At 58.8% G+C, this 15,927-nt stretch carries 15 protein-coding genes, 2 pseudogenes and 1 other annotated feature; of the genes and pseudogenes, 11 read left to right on the forward strand and 6 right to left on the reverse strand.

The window, feature by feature from the left end:
- Window positions 1-237: 237 nt before the first annotated feature.
- The 3 genes from EN781_RS35030 to EN781_RS01655 all read right to left on the reverse strand — a co-directional run bounded on the left by EN781_RS35030 (window position 238) and on the right by EN781_RS01655 (window position 2,968).
- Window positions 238-432, reverse strand: a complete 195-nt coding sequence (locus tag EN781_RS35030; RefSeq protein WP_245492528.1) for a hypothetical protein — start codon at window positions 430-432, stop codon at window positions 238-240.
- A 127-nt stretch (window positions 433-559) separates the two neighbouring features.
- Window positions 560-1,156, reverse strand: a complete 597-nt coding sequence (pyrE, locus tag EN781_RS01650; protein ID WP_029356507.1) for an orotate phosphoribosyltransferase — start codon at window positions 1,154-1,156, stop codon at window positions 560-562.
- A gap of 1,026 nt (window positions 1,157-2,182) precedes the next feature.
- The gene (locus EN781_RS01655; RefSeq protein ID WP_029356505.1) at window positions 2,183-2,968 is read right to left on the reverse strand and encodes an acetoacetate decarboxylase; all 786 of its coding nucleotides are present in this window, start codon (window positions 2,966-2,968) and stop codon (window positions 2,183-2,185) included.
- Window positions 2,969-3,913: 945 nt separating this feature from the next.
- Here EN781_RS01655 and EN781_RS01660 point away from each other — a divergent pair.
- From EN781_RS01660 to EN781_RS01690, 7 genes are all read left to right on the forward strand, one after another.
- Window positions 3,914-4,108, forward strand: coding sequence for a hypothetical protein (locus EN781_RS01660; RefSeq protein ID WP_029356503.1), 195 nt, complete (start codon window positions 3,914-3,916; stop codon window positions 4,106-4,108).
- A 449-nt stretch (window positions 4,109-4,557) separates the two neighbouring features.
- Window positions 4,558-5,715, forward strand: a complete 1,158-nt coding sequence (locus EN781_RS01665; protein ID WP_127221093.1) for a TlpA disulfide reductase family protein — start codon at window positions 4,558-4,560, stop codon at window positions 5,713-5,715.
- A 345-nt stretch (window positions 5,716-6,060) separates the two neighbouring features.
- Complete coding sequence (locus EN781_RS01670) at window positions 6,061-6,489, forward strand: DUF269 domain-containing protein (RefSeq protein WP_029356499.1); 429 nt, start codon at window positions 6,061-6,063, stop codon at window positions 6,487-6,489.
- A gap of 46 nt (window positions 6,490-6,535) precedes the next feature.
- On the forward strand, window positions 6,536-6,739 hold the full coding sequence (locus EN781_RS01675; protein ID WP_029356497.1) for a CCE_0567 family metalloprotein: 204 nt from the start codon (window positions 6,536-6,538) through the stop codon (window positions 6,737-6,739).
- On the forward strand, window positions 6,736-7,053 hold the full coding sequence (gene fdxB, locus EN781_RS01680; protein WP_029356496.1) for a ferredoxin III, nif-specific: 318 nt from the start codon (window positions 6,736-6,738) through the stop codon (window positions 7,051-7,053). The genes EN781_RS01675 and fdxB overlap by 4 nt, the downstream gene beginning before the upstream one ends.
- 82 nt (window positions 7,054-7,135) lie before the next feature.
- Window positions 7,136-7,456 carry an exopolysaccharide production repressor protein gene (locus tag EN781_RS01685; protein ID WP_128167444.1) on the forward strand — a complete coding sequence of 107 codons (321 nt, stop codon included), beginning with the start codon at window positions 7,136-7,138 and terminating at the stop codon, window positions 7,454-7,456.
- A gap of 276 nt (window positions 7,457-7,732) precedes the next feature.
- Entirely contained in the window at window positions 7,733-8,746 is a 1,014-nt protein-coding gene (locus tag EN781_RS01690) for a 1-aminocyclopropane-1-carboxylate deaminase (RefSeq protein WP_127399723.1), read from the forward strand.
- A gap of 709 nt (window positions 8,747-9,455) precedes the next feature.
- On the opposite strand, the gene EN781_RS01695 is transcribed toward EN781_RS01690, so the two are convergent.
- A complete protein-coding gene (locus EN781_RS01695) occupies window positions 9,456-11,258 on the reverse strand; it encodes an ABC transporter ATP-binding protein (protein WP_127399724.1) in 1,803 nt (600 codons plus the stop codon).
- Window positions 11,259-11,932: 674 nt separating this feature from the next.
- On the opposite strand from EN781_RS01695, the gene EN781_RS01700 reads away from it, so the two are divergent.
- Window positions 11,933-12,682: a LuxR family transcriptional regulator gene (locus EN781_RS01700; RefSeq protein WP_127399725.1), complete on the forward strand. Its 750-nt coding sequence runs from the start codon at window positions 11,933-11,935 to the stop codon at window positions 12,680-12,682.
- A 16-nt stretch (window positions 12,683-12,698) separates the two neighbouring features.
- On the opposite strand, the pseudogene EN781_RS01705 reads toward EN781_RS01700, so the two are convergent.
- A pseudogene (locus EN781_RS01705) lies at window positions 12,699-12,883 on the reverse strand (IS256 family transposase); the annotation flags it as partial.
- Window positions 12,884-13,188: 305 nt separating this feature from the next.
- Between EN781_RS01705 and EN781_RS01710 the strand changes: the two are divergent.
- A pseudogene (locus EN781_RS01710) lies at window positions 13,189-13,292 on the forward strand (aminocyclopropane-1-carboxylate deaminase/D-cysteine desulfhydrase family protein); the annotation flags it as partial.
- Between the two features lie 481 nt (window positions 13,293-13,773).
- Window positions 13,774-14,160, forward strand: coding sequence for a hypothetical protein (locus tag EN781_RS35035; protein WP_245492529.1), 387 nt, complete (start codon window positions 13,774-13,776; stop codon window positions 14,158-14,160).
- 36 nt (window positions 14,161-14,196) lie between these two features.
- Here EN781_RS35035 and EN781_RS01720 read toward each other — a convergent pair.
- A protein-coding gene (locus EN781_RS01720; protein WP_127399726.1) for an IS3 family transposase occupies window positions 14,197-15,425 on the reverse strand; the annotation gives its coding sequence in 2 pieces (ribosomal slippage) (window positions 14,197-15,137 and window positions 15,137-15,425; 1,230 coding nt in all).
- Window positions 15,028-15,144 (reverse strand) — a sequence feature (AL1L pseudoknot). It overlaps the preceding gene by 117 nt.
- On the opposite strand from EN781_RS01720, the gene EN781_RS35760 reads away from it, so the two are divergent.
- Window positions 15,345-15,692, forward strand: a complete 348-nt coding sequence (locus EN781_RS35760) for an SPASM domain-containing protein (protein ID WP_281034354.1) — start codon at window positions 15,345-15,347, stop codon at window positions 15,690-15,692. The genes EN781_RS01720 and EN781_RS35760 overlap by 81 nt on opposite strands.
- The last annotated feature ends 235 nt before the right edge of the window (window positions 15,693-15,927 follow it).

Below are 15,927 nucleotides of genomic sequence, written 5' to 3' on the forward strand. Positions count from 1 at the left end.
TGCTTGAGCACGGCACAGACGGGGATCGCGAGCATGATGCCGCGGAATGGGAACGCATCATGCTTGGGCACGAGGGCCCGTGCCAACGCGCATCGCGCCAATCGGCGTCGTCACGTCCGAGATTCAGCACCGGCTGCTCGGCGCTTTTACGCTCGCATCATGGGCCGGCATGCCGCTGGCGATCCATGACGCGATGCCGCCGAGGCTGCTAGTTCATGGAAAGCGATAAGCACTAGATTAATGGGCAACCTCGTCGGGACCGAAAAGGGCGCTAAACCGGCTGGCTAGATCGATCCAGGGTGCCGCGTCTCCGCGCTCTGAAGCCATTCGAACGACCGTCGCCAGATAATCGGTAAAAGCCTTCAGTCTGATGGCGCCTTGCTCAGAAAGGTGGTCAATGGCGTCAAGCGGCTGGTGAACGGCAGCCAGCATATGTTGCACCAAAAGCAGTGAGGATGGGCAAGGGCAGTCGCTCTTACTCGCGAGGCGCCTGCACTCGCTGCAAAGCGGCGGAATGTCCTCTAAGGCTAGGTCGCCGGAAAGCCGTTGTATGAGATTGTCAGTGGCGTTCCACAAATTCGCTCGCATGCAGAACGGAATGCAGCGTGACCCCATGTTGGGCTAGCAGCGCCGTAGCTCCCTCGTCGCGGTCCACGAGGCAAGCAGCGTCACCTACAATGCCCCCGGCGCGGCGAACCTCTTCAATCGCCTTCAATATCGACTTGCCGCTTGTGGCAACGTCGTCAACGATCAGGACGACTTTTCCCTCGAGATCTTCTTTGGGCCCAAGACCTTCAATCACGTCCCTTGTGCCATGAGGCTTTGGAGTCTTGCGAACGAAGATCGTGTTTATGGGTTTGTTCATCGCCGAGCTGACAGCTGCCATCGATCCGATTACGGGGACCGCTCCCATTTCAAGGCCGCCGACGTACTCTGCTTTCACTTGCTCAGCGATTTTTAGGAACTCAAGAGCGGCAAGTTGCGCGCCTCGCGCCATCATCATGGTAGGCTTCATATTGAAATAGATGTCGCTCTCTATGCCCGACGAGAGCGTGTAGCGTCCGGATCGAAAAGAGCGCTCACGGACGATTTCGCGGAGTTCGTCCTTGTCGTGTTGGCTGGAATCAACTGGTCTGAATTTTGCCAGTGCCGCCATAGATCAGACCTCGCCCTAGGGAAAAAATTGGGTGCGGCATGCACCTAGTCACTACCGCTATGTGACTTATGCAAGTGTTCGCGGGGTGTGTCAATTAATGTCAATACCGGTGCGACCGTTTCGCGCAGATTTTTCCATTATCGTTATTGGGTGCCTAAAGCGTGATCACGGGTTTCCCTACGGCTGGGTAGCGTTGGCCACCCGCCCTTGCCCGATCTCGGCAGGCACGGCTTTTCTCGATGCGGGCCGTCTCTTTGAGGATTTGGGCGTTTCATCCTCGTCCCCTCGAGTTCCGCCTCGCTCGGCCCCGTTTGCGCCAGCTTCTTAACCAGGTTGCGCATGAGGTGAGCGTTTCGGCCGCCATGTCGGCCCGTGTCGCTCTTGTGATGACGAGTGGGCAAGGCCGCGCTTTTCGTGCAACCCCGTCGTAGAGGCGCGAGAGGTAAAGTTCGAGCCGCCGAGAATTTTTGTCATCAGCACCGCGGCGCAACATTTCGGCTCGCTTCATCTGACGACGGTAGAAAGCAAAGTTCAAGGTAGGTCGTAGTCCACCTCCCTGCCGGCCGAGTCTTTACGGCGATATCGGCGACAGGGGCGAGCGTCTGCCTCTGAGGCAGACGCCGAACAGCAGGCCGAGCCTTACACTGATTTTGGTGACATTGAGTTCGCCGACACCCCTGAGATGGAGCCTATCACGGGCGGGAAGCGCCTTGTGGCAGAACTCGACAAGCGGCGCTACGTTCTGGACGCCGGCGTTGCTGACAGGACATCGAGGCGCCCGAAGGTTTCGATTGCCTGCATCAGCCGCGTTCCACCTGCCTCTCACCCTGGCAACCATTTTTCGTCAATCGATCGATCCCGGACGCCGTTGTTGGACTTCGCTGTGATCAAGATCCGCGGACCACTCTTGCTCCCTCGCGGGCGAACCGCGCTTTCCTTGCCGACCCCGCTCGCGGCTTCGGCGATCACCGCCACCTTGTCGATAAGCCGGCCACCGGCTCCCCGTCGCGCTGGTTCAACAAAATATCATTGTGAAAGTTCATGGTTTCTTCCTTTCCGATGGCGAGGCTCGGCTTCCGCGAGATAGTCGTGGACGACCTTCCCGAGCGCGAGCGTGAGATCGGCGACGAGGTGTACGGCCGAGACTACTTCCAGCACCGGCAGTTCGGCGACGGGGGCAAGCGCATGCGACCAGAGGTTCAGGGCTGCCGGGCCGGTCCAGGCGCCTCTCAGATCGATGTCCTCCAGGTGGTATTCCACGAGTTCGCAGATGCGCGGCGTGCCGTCGACATGCGGGATGATTTTGAGGAGGAAGTTCGGGTCGGCGAGCGAGGCCTTAACGCTCGCAAGGTCCGCGGCCCGGTGCTTGTAGCCCATCGTACCCGTCGCGACGCGGACCGGGCCGTAGTCCAGCGTGCCAACAAGCGTGTCCGTCTCTGTTCGGAGCGTTGGGCTGGCGAGCTTCTTGGGAAAGCCCCACAACTCGCGTCCGCCCGCTGTCGGCGGATGGTCGTCGAGAAACATGCAGTGGGTGTAGCTCCCCATGCGGCCGCAGAAGGAGACAGGGATGACCTGTCCGCTTTCCGTGTAGTCGCCGAAGCCCGTCGAGTCCGGCATGCGAATGAACTCGAATTTGACCAGAGGCTCGCACACCTGAAGCGGCTCCGGCACAAGGTCGCGCAGTTTTTGCGGATCGGTGCGATATGTGATGATCAGATACTCCCGGTTGCTGAAGCGATATGGGCCGGGTGGGTAGGCCGGGCTGGTCAGGGGCATGGCGAAAGCTCTCCCACGGACGGTATCTTGGTGCATGTTTGAAATTCCTTTGTGCTGGCTCAAGTGGGCTTAGATAGGTCTCGATGATGGCGGCGAGGCTCTCCGAGGTGCCTTCGTTAGCCTGGATGCATGGCGTGATCGCGCGTAGCCATTTTGCGCTGGGCCATTGCCTCGGGGCGCACTCATTGTATGGTCGCGGACGCGGTTCCATGGGTCCGGTTGTAGTCGAGAGGCAAGATTCGAGGTAAAGTGATTTTGTTCCTCATTTGAAGGCGCTGCTTCCCGTCTGCTCTCGTGGTAGGAGGAAGTGGAGTGGCGGCCAGCTCCGATTTCGCCTCATGGCGGGGTTTGCGGATCAACGCGCACGCGCCATGCCAAATGAGAATCGTTCGAGGCAAAGCGATAGATCTTGCTCAGCTACGTTACGCCTCCGACGTTGTCGGACATCGGATAGCGCCGAACAGGACCGCTTGCGGATTGGGAGGACGTGTCTTTTGCGCAAGAGGACCTCCGCCCCTCAGGCAAATAGCTCCGACCGGGGCGCTATGCTTCACCACCGTCGGCCCGGGAAGTAACGCTCTTTATGCCGAGGTGTTCTCCCACTGGACGCCGCGCATTCGCCATCATGTGAAAGAGTTCTACTGCTCGACGACCAGAAATTCTCGACCAGCCGGGGCCATGCGGCTAGGGCAAGGAGGCTCTGGGCCCAAAGGCAGGTTGACGTCGTGCGTACCCATTCGGCGCTGGTACGCCCGCAAGGTGAGCTGGACGCGCTCCGCCGGGGGAACGAGACATTTCAAGGGATCTTGCGATATCCGTCGTGTTAGCCTCGCCGTCTTTACCGGTGTGGTTCGAGGCGCTAGTCAGCGTGACGCGCCTTGCATAGTGCCCGATCACCCGAGAACGCCTGTGATCCATCGCGAGGAAATACAGCGGACCTCATTTGCTGGCAGAACGCCTATCCGACCCAAGTACCTTCTAATGGCGGCTGGCTATCCTGCGGCGCAGATTACTGCAGTCGCGCTCGAACGTGGGCAGGTAGCGTCGCTCGACGCCTGGCTGCAGAAGTGGAGGCAGCGAAGGGCATCCGATACATTGGTGCAGCATTACGTGCTGTCGGGGCTCAACGCCGCGCTGATTGAGCCCAATGCCGCCGACTTGCCAGCCGCGTGGTGATTTATGTCCACGAGGCAAGGATCCACACGCGGCGGTGGCGGCACGAGGACCAAGCCGCCCCGCACTTTCGACCCGGCGCCAAAGTGCCACTGCTCGAGGACGCCGGCCAGTCTAATGACAGGCGAGCCATCCAAGCTCTCACCTGTCCTAAAGCGGCTGGCTCAAGAGGGCGAAACCCGACAGCGGCAGAAGACATGTCAGGTCCACGACAATCGGCCGTGTTTGGGCTCGTGGAGAATTTTCAAAGCATTCCCCGCCGCTTACCGGAGCTGAGAGGGGTTGGCACGCCCATTGCTGCTTGATGGGCGGCAACACTGTGAGAGGGCTGAATCGCATGCAAACGCGCAAGACGAGCGATGGCCTCCTGATCCGTGTGTTGCGATTCTGACAGAGAAACCAACTACGCATAAAAGCCACGAAAGGTGTGGGTAGCTTTGGATAAGAACATCATGGAACTGCGTATGGGGTCCCCGGCTCCTCCGATCAAAGTGGAGAACTGGCTGCGTGGCGAGCCCGTCACGAACTTTAAGCCCGGCAAGGTCTACCTCGTTGAATTTTGGGCGACTTGGTGCGGACCATGTGTCGACGCCATGCCCCATTTGATTGAACTGCAGGAGAAATATAAAGACAGCGGATTTGAGATTATCGGAGTCGCAGCTTGCGAACAGGCTGCAACCGCGGACGAGGCGCGGACCAACGTGGATGCCTGGCTGACCGAGAAGTTCCCGAATCTGAATTATCGTATCGGGTTCGATTACATTGGCGAAATGAACAAGCTCTGGATGGATCCCAGCTCTTCGATTGGGATTCCCACCTCGTTCGTGGTCGACCGCGACGGCCACATCGCTTTTATTGGCCACCCGGCGGAACTCGATGACGTTTTGCCGAAAGTCCTTAACGGCAGCTGGCGCAGCAGCTATGAAGCGAAAGCCGCCGATGCAAAGCGCATCGCGCATAACCAACTTGCAGCGCGCGAAATGTCGCTTACCCGGCCGATATACGCCAAACTTACGCCGGCGATGCAGGCCGAGGATTGGACGGCGGCGCTCTTGGCCATCGAAGAAGGCCTCGCCTTGATGCCAGACTCTTATGAGTTCCGGCAGATTCATGCGGATCTTCTGCTTCACAAGCTGCGCGACATCAAGACCGGCATGCCGGTCATGCGAGAATTGGTCGAGGACGCGATCGACAAAACGTCCGAGGCGGTGTCGTGGATGGCCTTGGCCCTCAACCAACTCTTCGATCCCACGATGGACAATTCCCATCTTCCGCGCGCCGAGCGCTTTGCGATGGGCAACGAGCTCTCGGAACAGATACTGACCTTAAATCCCCCACAAGGCGATGGCCCGTTTAAATACCGCCGGTACCTCCCGGTAGCTCAGTATTATTACGAGAGCGGCAACAAAGATCGCGCAATCGAGTTGATCGAGGTGGCACTGAAATCGGTGGACCGTCTGGGGCCAATTCCGGACCACACCAAACAGTACTATCTTACCCCATTGCTCCAAGCACTGGCCAACTACACGGGTGAGCCTGCCTGTCACGCGGATCTTTGTGTGGCTCCGCAAAACAAGGCACCCGAAACTCAAAACGCAGTCGCTTCCTGAGCAAGAATCGCGAAGGGACTGACAATTGGAATTGAACACTGGCCAATCCGCCCATCGAGGCTCGCTTCGCAGCAAGTATGTCGATGCAGCAAGGGCGGGCGGCTTGCGGCAGGGTGGATTTCAATTGCGTTGACCACCGGTCGGATCGCGGCGCAGACGATGTGCGCCGCGAATTCGCGCCGTAGGTCTCGCACTCGTGGACATGTCGAGGTCGGCCACGGGGCACTCTTGGGTGGGGTTGGGCCGCCCAAGCCATTCGTCGGCCACGCAAGTGGGCCCGGAGTGGGCATCGCAGGAAAAGGAAATCGTCCCTCGAAGACGAAGACTGAAATGAGGAACAACGAAATGCCTCATGCACCGGTTGGCCCTGCTGTCAACAAGGACGAAGAAGCCCTTGCTCGCCCGTTCGTCAAATGCCTTCTGCGGCTGATCCGTACTCAGGATTCCTTCGGCTTATGGGAAGGCAATTCGGACGCCGAGCTGCTGGCCGAATTCATCATCACCAAGGAACAGCAATGTGCGACCCCTCTCATCGGCGATCCTGATTCGGACGCGCTGTGGAGGCTCGACATGTTTTACACCGCCGTGGCGCTTGCGATTGAGGAGCGCTCCGGCGTGTCGACGTCGCCAATAATTGGAATGAAACCCCTGGGGGCTTCCGGCGGTTGGTCGTTCTATCGAGATGTCCACCGGTTCGGCTTCGAGACTCTCCGCAAACTGGCTGAGGCCGGTACGAAACTGGTCGACGATGCGACTGCAGTCATTGAAGCCTAGCCCGAGATGGCGCGCATCAAGAAAACCATTGTTCCAGGAAGGATCTATGTCAGACCTAGATAAGATGAGGAAGAAAGTCCGAAAGCTCCAGTTGCGTGCAGCTATTGCCAAGATGGCATTGCAGGACCTTGTCGAGGGTCTGCCGGGCAAGTGGGCCGACATACAGGAAGTCGCCGAGAAAACCCACGCCGTTTATGCCGAGTTGGATGTTGCCAAGAGAGAACTCGCTTCAATGAAGAATTTAGGATGATGCGCACATTCACCACTCGTGACGGCTCCATTTGGATGCCGTCGTACCTGACCTTCATCGATAGCAAGACCTGCATCGGCTGCGGCCGTTGTTTCAAGGTCTGCTCGCGCGATGTCATGCATCTTCACGGCGTCGATGACGCGGGTGAAATCCTCGGCCCCTGCAATGACGAGGATGACGATTTCGACGGCGAGCTCAATCGCATGATCATGGTTGTTGACAATGCCGGCCGCTGCATCGGCTGCGGAGCCTGCGCCCGCGTCTGCCCCAAGAACTGCCAGACGCATGTTGCGGCCGACGAGCTCGCAACATGATCTGGCGAAAAACCAGGAGAACGGCGTTGCACTTCATATCTTTTGTCGGCTCGTGGGGCTGGTCCTGTGCAGCAATGCGTCGATGGTTTACTTCGCTTCGCATTGGACCCATGTGGCAGTCGTCACGACGCTGGCCTGTTCGCTGCTGCTTCAGGCCGGCTATCTCGACACCGTGCTCTTTCTGATCTGGCGGTCTAGCCGCGCTCGTGGAACTCGCCACATGGGCCAGCATGTCAATGGTTCCAGGGAAGCTCGGTATCAGTCGCCTGACTCTGATCAGCTGCGGAATGAAATTTTCAGCTGTGTCCCGGCTTATGGTCGAATGCCCAGCATGTGCTGCTGCTTTGATGCGCGGATGACAGGATCAGTGCTCAGACCCACACCAATTTTGGTCACCCTCTGATGACTGAGTTGATCGTATAGGGAATCTGTGTTCGGCTAAGACGCGACCACATTCGGTTTGTCCTTAGGCCGGGAGATGCGGGTGTTGGGTCGATTAGGCACATAAGAGTCATCGCAGCACGCCGGATGCGGTCTGCTTGTCGCAACGACAAACTCGGTGCTGCAATAAGGATGAACGTTTTCTGCACCCGCTTCGAAAGACGGGTGGCTTTGATCACACACACCCTTGGGCTGACCGGTGCGTAGCCGGTTCAGGTACTTTTTTGCTGGAGAGAGCATGCTGGAAAAATTCGAACGTTATCCGCTCACCTTTGGGCCCACGCCGATCGAGAGGCTCGACCGCCTCGGCAAGCATCTGGGCGACAAGGTGGAAATCTACGCCAAACGCGAGGATTGCAACTCCGGTCTCGCGTTCGGCGGAAACAAGCTGCGCAAGCTCGAATACATTGTGCCCGACGCGATCGCGTCAGATGCCGATACGCTCGTCACAATCGGTGGCGTGCAGTCCAACCATACGCGCATGGTCGCTGCGGTCGCCGCCAAGATCGGCATGAAATGCCTCCTGGTCCAGGAGAGCTGGGTCCCACATGATGATGCCGTCTACGACCGGGTCGGCAATATCCTCTTGAGCCGCATCATGGGGGCAGAGGTGCGCCTGGTTGACGAGGGCTTTGACATCGGCATCCGCCGCAGCTGGGAAAAGGCACTTTATGAGGTCAAGGCAAGGGGCGGCAGGCCCTATGCGATACCGGCCGGCGCCTCTGTCCACAAATACGGCGGCCTGGGCTATGTGGGGTTCGCTGAGGAGGTGCGCGCCCAGGAAAAGCAGCTTGGGTTTGCCTTCGACTATATCGTCGTCTGTACGGTGACTGGTTCAACCCACGGCGGCATGCTCGTCGGGTTCGCCAAGGACGGTCGACAGCGCAACGTGATCGGTATCGATGCCTCTGCCACCCCCGCCAAGACCAAGGCGCAGGTGCTTGGCATAGCCCAACATACAGCGATGCTCGTCGATCTCGGGACGGAACTTGTGGAGGAAGACGTGGTATTGCTCGAGGACTACGCGTACCCGCGTTATGGCGTTCCATCGGAGGAAACCAAAGAGGCAATCCGTGTGTGCGCGCGGCTCGAGGGCATGATTACCGATCCCGTTTACGAGGGCAAATCGATGCAAGGGATGATCGATCTCGTCCAGAGGGGCTTCTTTCCACAGGGATCGAGGGTCCTCTACGCACATCTCGGTGGCGCCCCGGCGATCAACGGGTACGGCTACACCTTTCGCAACGGCTGACATTCGGCAGACTACGATTCCGCCGTCCTGCCGTACCGGACGTGCATAACACCGTTCAGCGCTGGGCCGGAAAGGCCGAGGTCAATTTCGCGGACGTCGATGATCTGTAGAACTGTTCATTCGGTCCGCAGAGGGCCGGCGAATCCAATCTCTTCCTATGCCGTTGGCCGTAATCGAAAGACACGAGGCCGGCGAGTTCGTGCTCAGCTGCCACTCTGTTAGCAAGGGAACGGAATCCAATCCCCCCGGAGCAGATGGCGAGAGTTGAGCGAAGACTGCGGTCGGAGCTCCTGCGCTTCCGGGTCTCCGAGGGGACGACTTTGCGAACCGAAGGGAGTTTGAAGCGTTGACGTGGCCGGCGTGCGGTAGTTTGGGCCAGCGACAGGGCTCCCAGCCGGCCTGTGCGTTGACTTCGCTTCCTTTGGCGAAATTGGTAACGGCGAGGGCCGCACACTTGCCGGACCCAAAAATGACCGTCGAGATTCCCGCCCTTTTGGTGCGTTCGCCGTGAGGCGCGACAATGCGGTGCCCGCGTGAAACTGCGCGCATTCGCCGAAGCTTAGACGTGGCGCATTCCCGCTCGCCCGCTTGGCGGACAATTCCGGCCGTGCTGGTTTTGCCGGCCGTAACGCCCGCCGCTCGTCGGTAAGGCCTCACTGCCACAAGCCTCTCCGGCAACGGCTCGGCGCATCGCGCAACCGGTTGGCGCTCAGGCCAGGCCCTTCGCTAGCTCCAACGCCTGCCGTTCGAACAGGCGGCGGTAAATGCCACCGTTGAGATCGATCAGCGCGGCATGATCGCCGTCCTCCATGATGCAGCCACGATCGAATACGAGCAGCCGATCGAGCGAGCGGACTGTCGACAGCCGGTGTGCGATGACGAGTGTGGTTCGGCCCACCATCAACCGATCCACCGCTTGTTGAATGAGCACCTCGGATTCCGAATCGAGGCTTGACGTCGCCTCGTCCAGGATGAGGATCGGCGCGTTTGCCAGGAAGGCGCGCGCGATCGCCACCCGCTGGCGTTCGCCGCCAGAGAGCTTTAAACCCCTTTCGCCGACCAATGTCCCATAGCCCTTCGGCAGGGGCGCGATGAATTCGTGAGCACTGGCCAGCCGTGCCGCTTGCTCGATCTCGGCCTGGCTCGCGCCAGGCCGGCCATAGGCGATGTTCTCGGCAAGCGACCTGTGAAACAGGATCGGCTCCTGCTGCACGATCGCGATCTGCGAACGAAGGGACTCTTGGGTCACCTCGGAGACGTCCTGACCGTCTATCAGGATCCGGCCGCCGCTCAGGTCGTAGAGTCTCTGGATGAGCTTCACGAATGTTGTCTTGCCGGAACCGGAGGGTCCAACCAACCCAACCCTTTCGCCAGCCTCAATCGACAGCGAACATTCGCTATAGATCGGCAGGGGATGGTTGGCGTAGCGGAAGTGGACGTTCTGGAAATCGATGCGGCCCGTCGTGATCCGGATCGGCTTGGCCTCTGGACGATCCGCAACATCCAGCGGCTGATTGTGGATGGCCACCAGTTCTTCCATATCATTAACCGAGCGTTGCACGTTGCGGACATGCATGCCGGCATCACGCAAATAGCCCTGCAGGACGATGAAGGACGTGAGTACATAGGCTATCTCGCCAGGCGTTGCCTGTCCATGCGACCACAGAAGCAGGGCATATCCGATCACCGCCACCCTGAGCGCAACCAAAGTGACGCCTTGGGTTGAGCCAATGTTCGTCCCGCGCACCCAACTCCTGCGCGTGCGGTGCCGCCATTTGGTCATGATATTTGCAAGGCGCGCGTCTTCGCGCACCTCGGCGCCGAAGCCTTTGACCACAGCGTTGCAACTGACCGCGTCCGCAAGCGCGCCGCCGAGCTTTGTGTCCCATTGGTTGGCAAGGCTCGCCGCCGGCGCGACATAGCTGAGCGACAGCGAAATCGAAAACGCAAGATAGATCAGAGAGCCGCAAGCAAAGATCACGCCCATGACCGGCCAGTGCCAGCCGAGCAGCGCCGTCGAACCTACCAAGATGATAAAAGACGGGAACAGCGCGACCAATATTGTGCTGTTTAGGGGGTCGAGCGCCCCCATGCCGCGCGTTATCTTGCGCACTGTCGAGCCGGCGAAGCTGTTCGCATGCCAGTCTGTCGAAAAGCGCTGGACATGATAGAACGCTTCGTTCGCGACATCGGACATCATCTTCAGCAAAAGGTCGTTCAGGCCAATGAAGGCGATGTGGCGCATGGCAAGGGCAGCGAGCGCAAGCGCAATCGGTACAGAGAAGGCTGCAAGGGCCGAATGCCAGGCTGGTGCTGCCACAGCAGCGCCACCTGCAACAGCATCGATGAGACGACCTGAATAGACCGGCATCAGCACGTCAGCCAGCGTGGAGGCAAGCATCGCAGCCATGATGATCGCGAGCCGCACCGGCTGCCGGCTCCAGTGGCGGACAGTGAAGGTGAAAACATCGCGACAAGTGGCGCCGCGCCGATGGACGGGGAAACGTTTCATAGTTTCCAAGCGGGCGCATCAACACGCTCGGTCCCAAAGAAGTTAAATGACAAAACTGGAATTTTCGACCTCCCCCATAACAGCATCAATTTTGGCGGGCAGCTCCTGCCGCCTCACGACGGTGATGTTCAAAAGTCGTGCCAACTCAGCGGGAAGATCCGAAGGACAAATTCAGCAGGTTACCGAGCCTGGAGAAAGTCAGCCGCGATCCAGTCGAATACGATTGCTACGGCTGCCCAACTCGGGAGATTGGAAAAGAAGGTCGATGTATCGATTGAATTTTGAACTTGTTCTTTCTCTACCCGATAAGCGGAGCGGGTGCATCACGTTGCCTCGGTTAAATAAGTACAGTTGCAATGCAGCTTTCTCAGGCCCGGGACTTGGGTGCTGATTTCAAAAACGCGCCGCGAATACTTTCCTGCCCATTCCGTCAATCGAATGCTCGACTGTCGGATTGTGCGCTCCCCGACACAGTGCTGTTCGGTTCGCCTCCTGGGTACCTCCCCCCAGTCGATTGACAACCTGAAGAAGAAGCTTCGCTCGCAAGCTGGCACGACTCTTGAAGGTACTCCAGGTGGCGGAAGGAACTCTGGCTCGGTCCCGTTGACTTCGCATGTTGCGAGGCTGGGCTGGAGCAAACTTTGCACCAATGAGAACGCAATGAAGGAGGCATCATGGAACTCCCGCGGATTGCGGTCGAGTTAGGCCTATTCCTCGAGATGACTGATGATATCGCTCAACCCGAACAGTTGTTCGAACAGATGTCTGCGTTTGCGCTGAAGTTCGATTGCCCGTGGATTGCCTATGGCCCGCTCGCATCAAAACAGAGGGTTTTCAAGCGGGTCCGACGCGATTCTGCGGTGATGTGGAATTACCCTGATGAATGGCAGGAGCATTACTCGAAAATGGGCTATGCCAAAATAGACCCACTCATCAAGAAAAGTCGAAGGGGGGTAGGGGCCTTTCGATGGAGCGAGGTGTATACCGACAAAAGCACGACTGAAGATGAACGCCGCGTTCTGGACGAAGCAGCAACATTCGGCTTGAGGTCAGGCGTTACCATCCCATTACATGGCCCCGCTGACAGCTTTAGGTTTATGAGTTTTGCTCAATCCTCAGACTGCGAATTGCTAAATAGAACGATCACCTACCTGCAAATGGCCGCGCTACAGTTTCATCTGAGGGTTGCGAAGCTCGGCACTCCGACTGAACCGGAGCAAATTCATAACCTCTCTCCGAGAGAAATAGAGTGCATTTATTGGGTGTCGAAAGGAAAATCGTCATGGGAAATAGGAACTATTTTAGGCAGATCACGAAATACGATAGATTTCCATTTAAAAAATGTAATGCGGAAGTTGGATGCGACCAGCAGAACGGTAGCTGTTGTAAAAGCTTTGAAACTTGGGATTATCGAACCGCCGTAGGTGCGCAGCTAGTTCTCCGCCCGTAGTAGCGCGCGTGATAGCCGAGACGCTCCGGCGTGCGCTCGCTCTTCGAAGCACCCAGCGCCTCGTCCATTTCGGCCTCGAGCATCACCGCGCGGACCACCTCGTTCAATCCATCCGGGTTCGAAAGCAAATTGTCGTTGACGCTGCTATGGCGGAATTATCTTCAGTCTTGATCATGGTGGCGTTCCTTCCAGGGAATCGGTGACGTTGAACACCACGCTGTCATGGCCGCCCACTCTCAGCGAATTTGCAGAACTCAGCATATCATTCCGTCTTAAGCGACTGACGCATGAGTGATGTGTGTCCAAAATCTGACAGCCGTCAGAAAACATGTCGGGTTCAAAACAGCGGAGCGTCTTGGGCCTGTCGGGCTTTTCGAATCCTATCACGCAGTAATGCGCGCCAGGCGCACTGGGACGGCCTTTGCTGGTCGAGGTGCGGCAATATAGGGTGAGGGCTAAGCCGCATGACAACACGGAACTCGCTCGATGAAAGGGATGATCGACCTCATCCAGAAAGCTTCTCTCCGGCGGGTTCGAGGGTGCTGCGCGCGCATCTCGGCGACGGGCCAGCGATCAACGGTTGAGGCTACATCTCCGGAGCGAGTGATGCCTCGAAAGATGCAATGCTGTCTCTGGTCCGACGCGCTGGAAGTTTGTGAAGGGTCGGCCCGGCAAATCGGTGAACCGGGCGGCTTAGGCTGCCAAAAAGGGTAGATGTCTGCGTTGCCTCGGTAGATCAGCAGGCGGTATCAGAAAGCCAAAGGCACACGCACACCATCGTGGCGCTTCGCAGGAAGTAGATGGGAGTAATCACCAGTGATTTTACCGGAACTTCGCTCAGCAAACACAGCCGGCAGGGTTTTGGAGATAACGACGACCACGGGATGTGTCGTAGGATGTTCATATTGTCCCCAGGACAAGTTCGCGGTCCGGCAAAGAAAAGTGTCTCGTGCGAGTCATCTGGGTCTTGAAGATTTCAAGCGGTGTCTAGCCCGCGTACCGACTTCCGTCGACATTGGTTTTGCGGGATACTCCGAACCTTGGCTCAATCCGGACTGCACCGAAATGGTGGAGCACGCCTTCGCCAAAGGCCATGGCATCAGGATTTTTACGACGCTGGTGGGAATGAACGGGCAGGACCTGCAGCGATTGCAAGCCTTGCGCTTGGGCGTATTCGTGGTCCATGTTTTCGATGACGGCACCTACATGAACAGCCGCCTGGTCGGAGACAAGTATCGCGATCTGGTTCGTCAACTCGTCGACGCGGACATCCCCTTGATCCGATTCGTGGCTTTGGGCGAGCCCCACCCAGATATAGCCGACATTATTCCTACCGAAGCACTGATAAAAGCGCGGCCGGTGAGCAGTAGGGGTGGAAGCGTCGACCCTAAGATCGTTGCACCACGTCAGCCAGTGGTCGGAGCCCTAACCTGCGTGGACGCACGAACATGAACCGCGCCGGGTTTGCCGGAGGCCGTTTCGTTTGAGTCACGCTGCCATGGCCGGCTCTTCGAGCATGGCGTAGTAGCGTGCCTCGGCTTCCGCCGGCGGGATGTTGCCGATGGGCTCCAGCAGCCGGCGATTGTTGAACCAGTCGACCCACTCCAGGGTCGCGAACTCGACGGCCTCGAAGGAGCGCCACGGCCCGCGCCGATGGATCACTTCAGCCTTGTATAGGCCGTTGATCGTCTCGGCGAGCGCATTGTCGTAGGAATCGCCGACACTGCCAACCGACGGCTCGACGCCGACCTCGGCCAGGCGCTCGGTGTATTTGATCGATACGTATTGGCTTCCCCTGTCGCTGTGGTGGACCAGGCCGCCGCCATGGACGGGGCGCCGGTCATGGAGCGCCTGTTCCAGGGCATCGAGAACGAAGCCGGCATGGGCGGTCCTGCTCGCCCGCCAGCCGACGATGCGACGGGCATAGGCGTCGATGACGAAGGCGACATAGACGAAGCCGGCCCAGGTCGCGACATAGGTGAAGTCGGAGAGCCAAAGCCTGTTCGGGGCCGGGGCATGGAACTGGCGGTTGACCTGATCGAGCGGACAGGGAGCGGCCTTGTCGCTGATCGTGGTCTTCACCGGCTTGCCGCGGATCGCCCCTTCGAGACCCATTTGGCGCATCAGCCGCGAGACGGCGCAGCGGGCGACGTCGAAGCCTTCCCGCCTCAGCTGCCGCCAGACCTTGCGCACCCCATAGACCCGGAAGTTCTCCTCGAACACGCGCCGCACTTCGACCTTGAGTTCCTCATCGCGCTTCGCCCGCGCCGACAGCCGGGAGGGATCGCGCCGCTTGGCGACATGGTCGTGGTAGGTCGACGGGGCGATCGGCAGCACCTTGCAGATCGGCTCGACCCCATGCGCCTCCCGGTGATCGTCGATGAACGCGATCATGGCTTGAACGGGCGGTCGAGCTCCGCCTGGGCAAAATATGCCGACGCCTTGCGCAGGATCTCGTTGGCCTGCCGAAGCTCCCGGTTCTCCCGCTCCAGAGCCTTCAGCTTCTCGGCAACCTCGGTGGGAAGGCCGGCGCGCACGCCGCTGTCCACCTCAGCCTTCTTCACCCACTCATTGAGCGACTGCGCCGTGCAGCCGATCTTTGCCGCGATCGAGGACACCGTCGCCCAGCGCGAACCATGCTCGCTTTCGTGATCCAAAACCATGCGCACCGCTCGGGCGCGCACCTCGGGAGAAAACCTGTTCGTCGTCTTGCTCATGATGGCTCCACCTTCTCAAGGTTTGGAGCCTCCGGCAAACCCGGCGCGGTTCAACAGTATCGGAATGTTCTTCTTCCAAACGGCGACGTTACCCTGTGCTCTATGGATTTTGAACGGCGTCACGTATTGGGCAACCTTCTATATGAGGGTTACTCCGCTCTGTTTGAAAAGCCAGTTTTTCGCGAAATCGTCGATCGGATGAATGGAGCGGATGGTTTTCTGCTTTGCAGGATGTGTGAATTCGCCGACCCAAACGACCGGACCTGAGTGGATGCCGGCCGAGAGGGCGTACCTGGCAATCCGGATGGCCCCACGGCACATGCACCTGCCGGCGACGCCATCGTGTTTTCACGTTAGGCGAGCATGATTCCGTAGGCGCGGCAGTGGGCCTCGACCATTCCGAGACGAGTTCATCGAAAGTGGTCTTCGGCTTCCAACCGAGCTTGTCGGCCTGCCTGCCTTAAGGTGACGCCGATCACAGGTCAACCTCGGTCGGACGGAA

Source organism: Mesorhizobium sp. M4A.F.Ca.ET.090.04.2.1 (assembly GCF_003999085.1).
Lineage (GTDB): Bacteria > Pseudomonadota > Alphaproteobacteria > Rhizobiales > Rhizobiaceae > Mesorhizobium.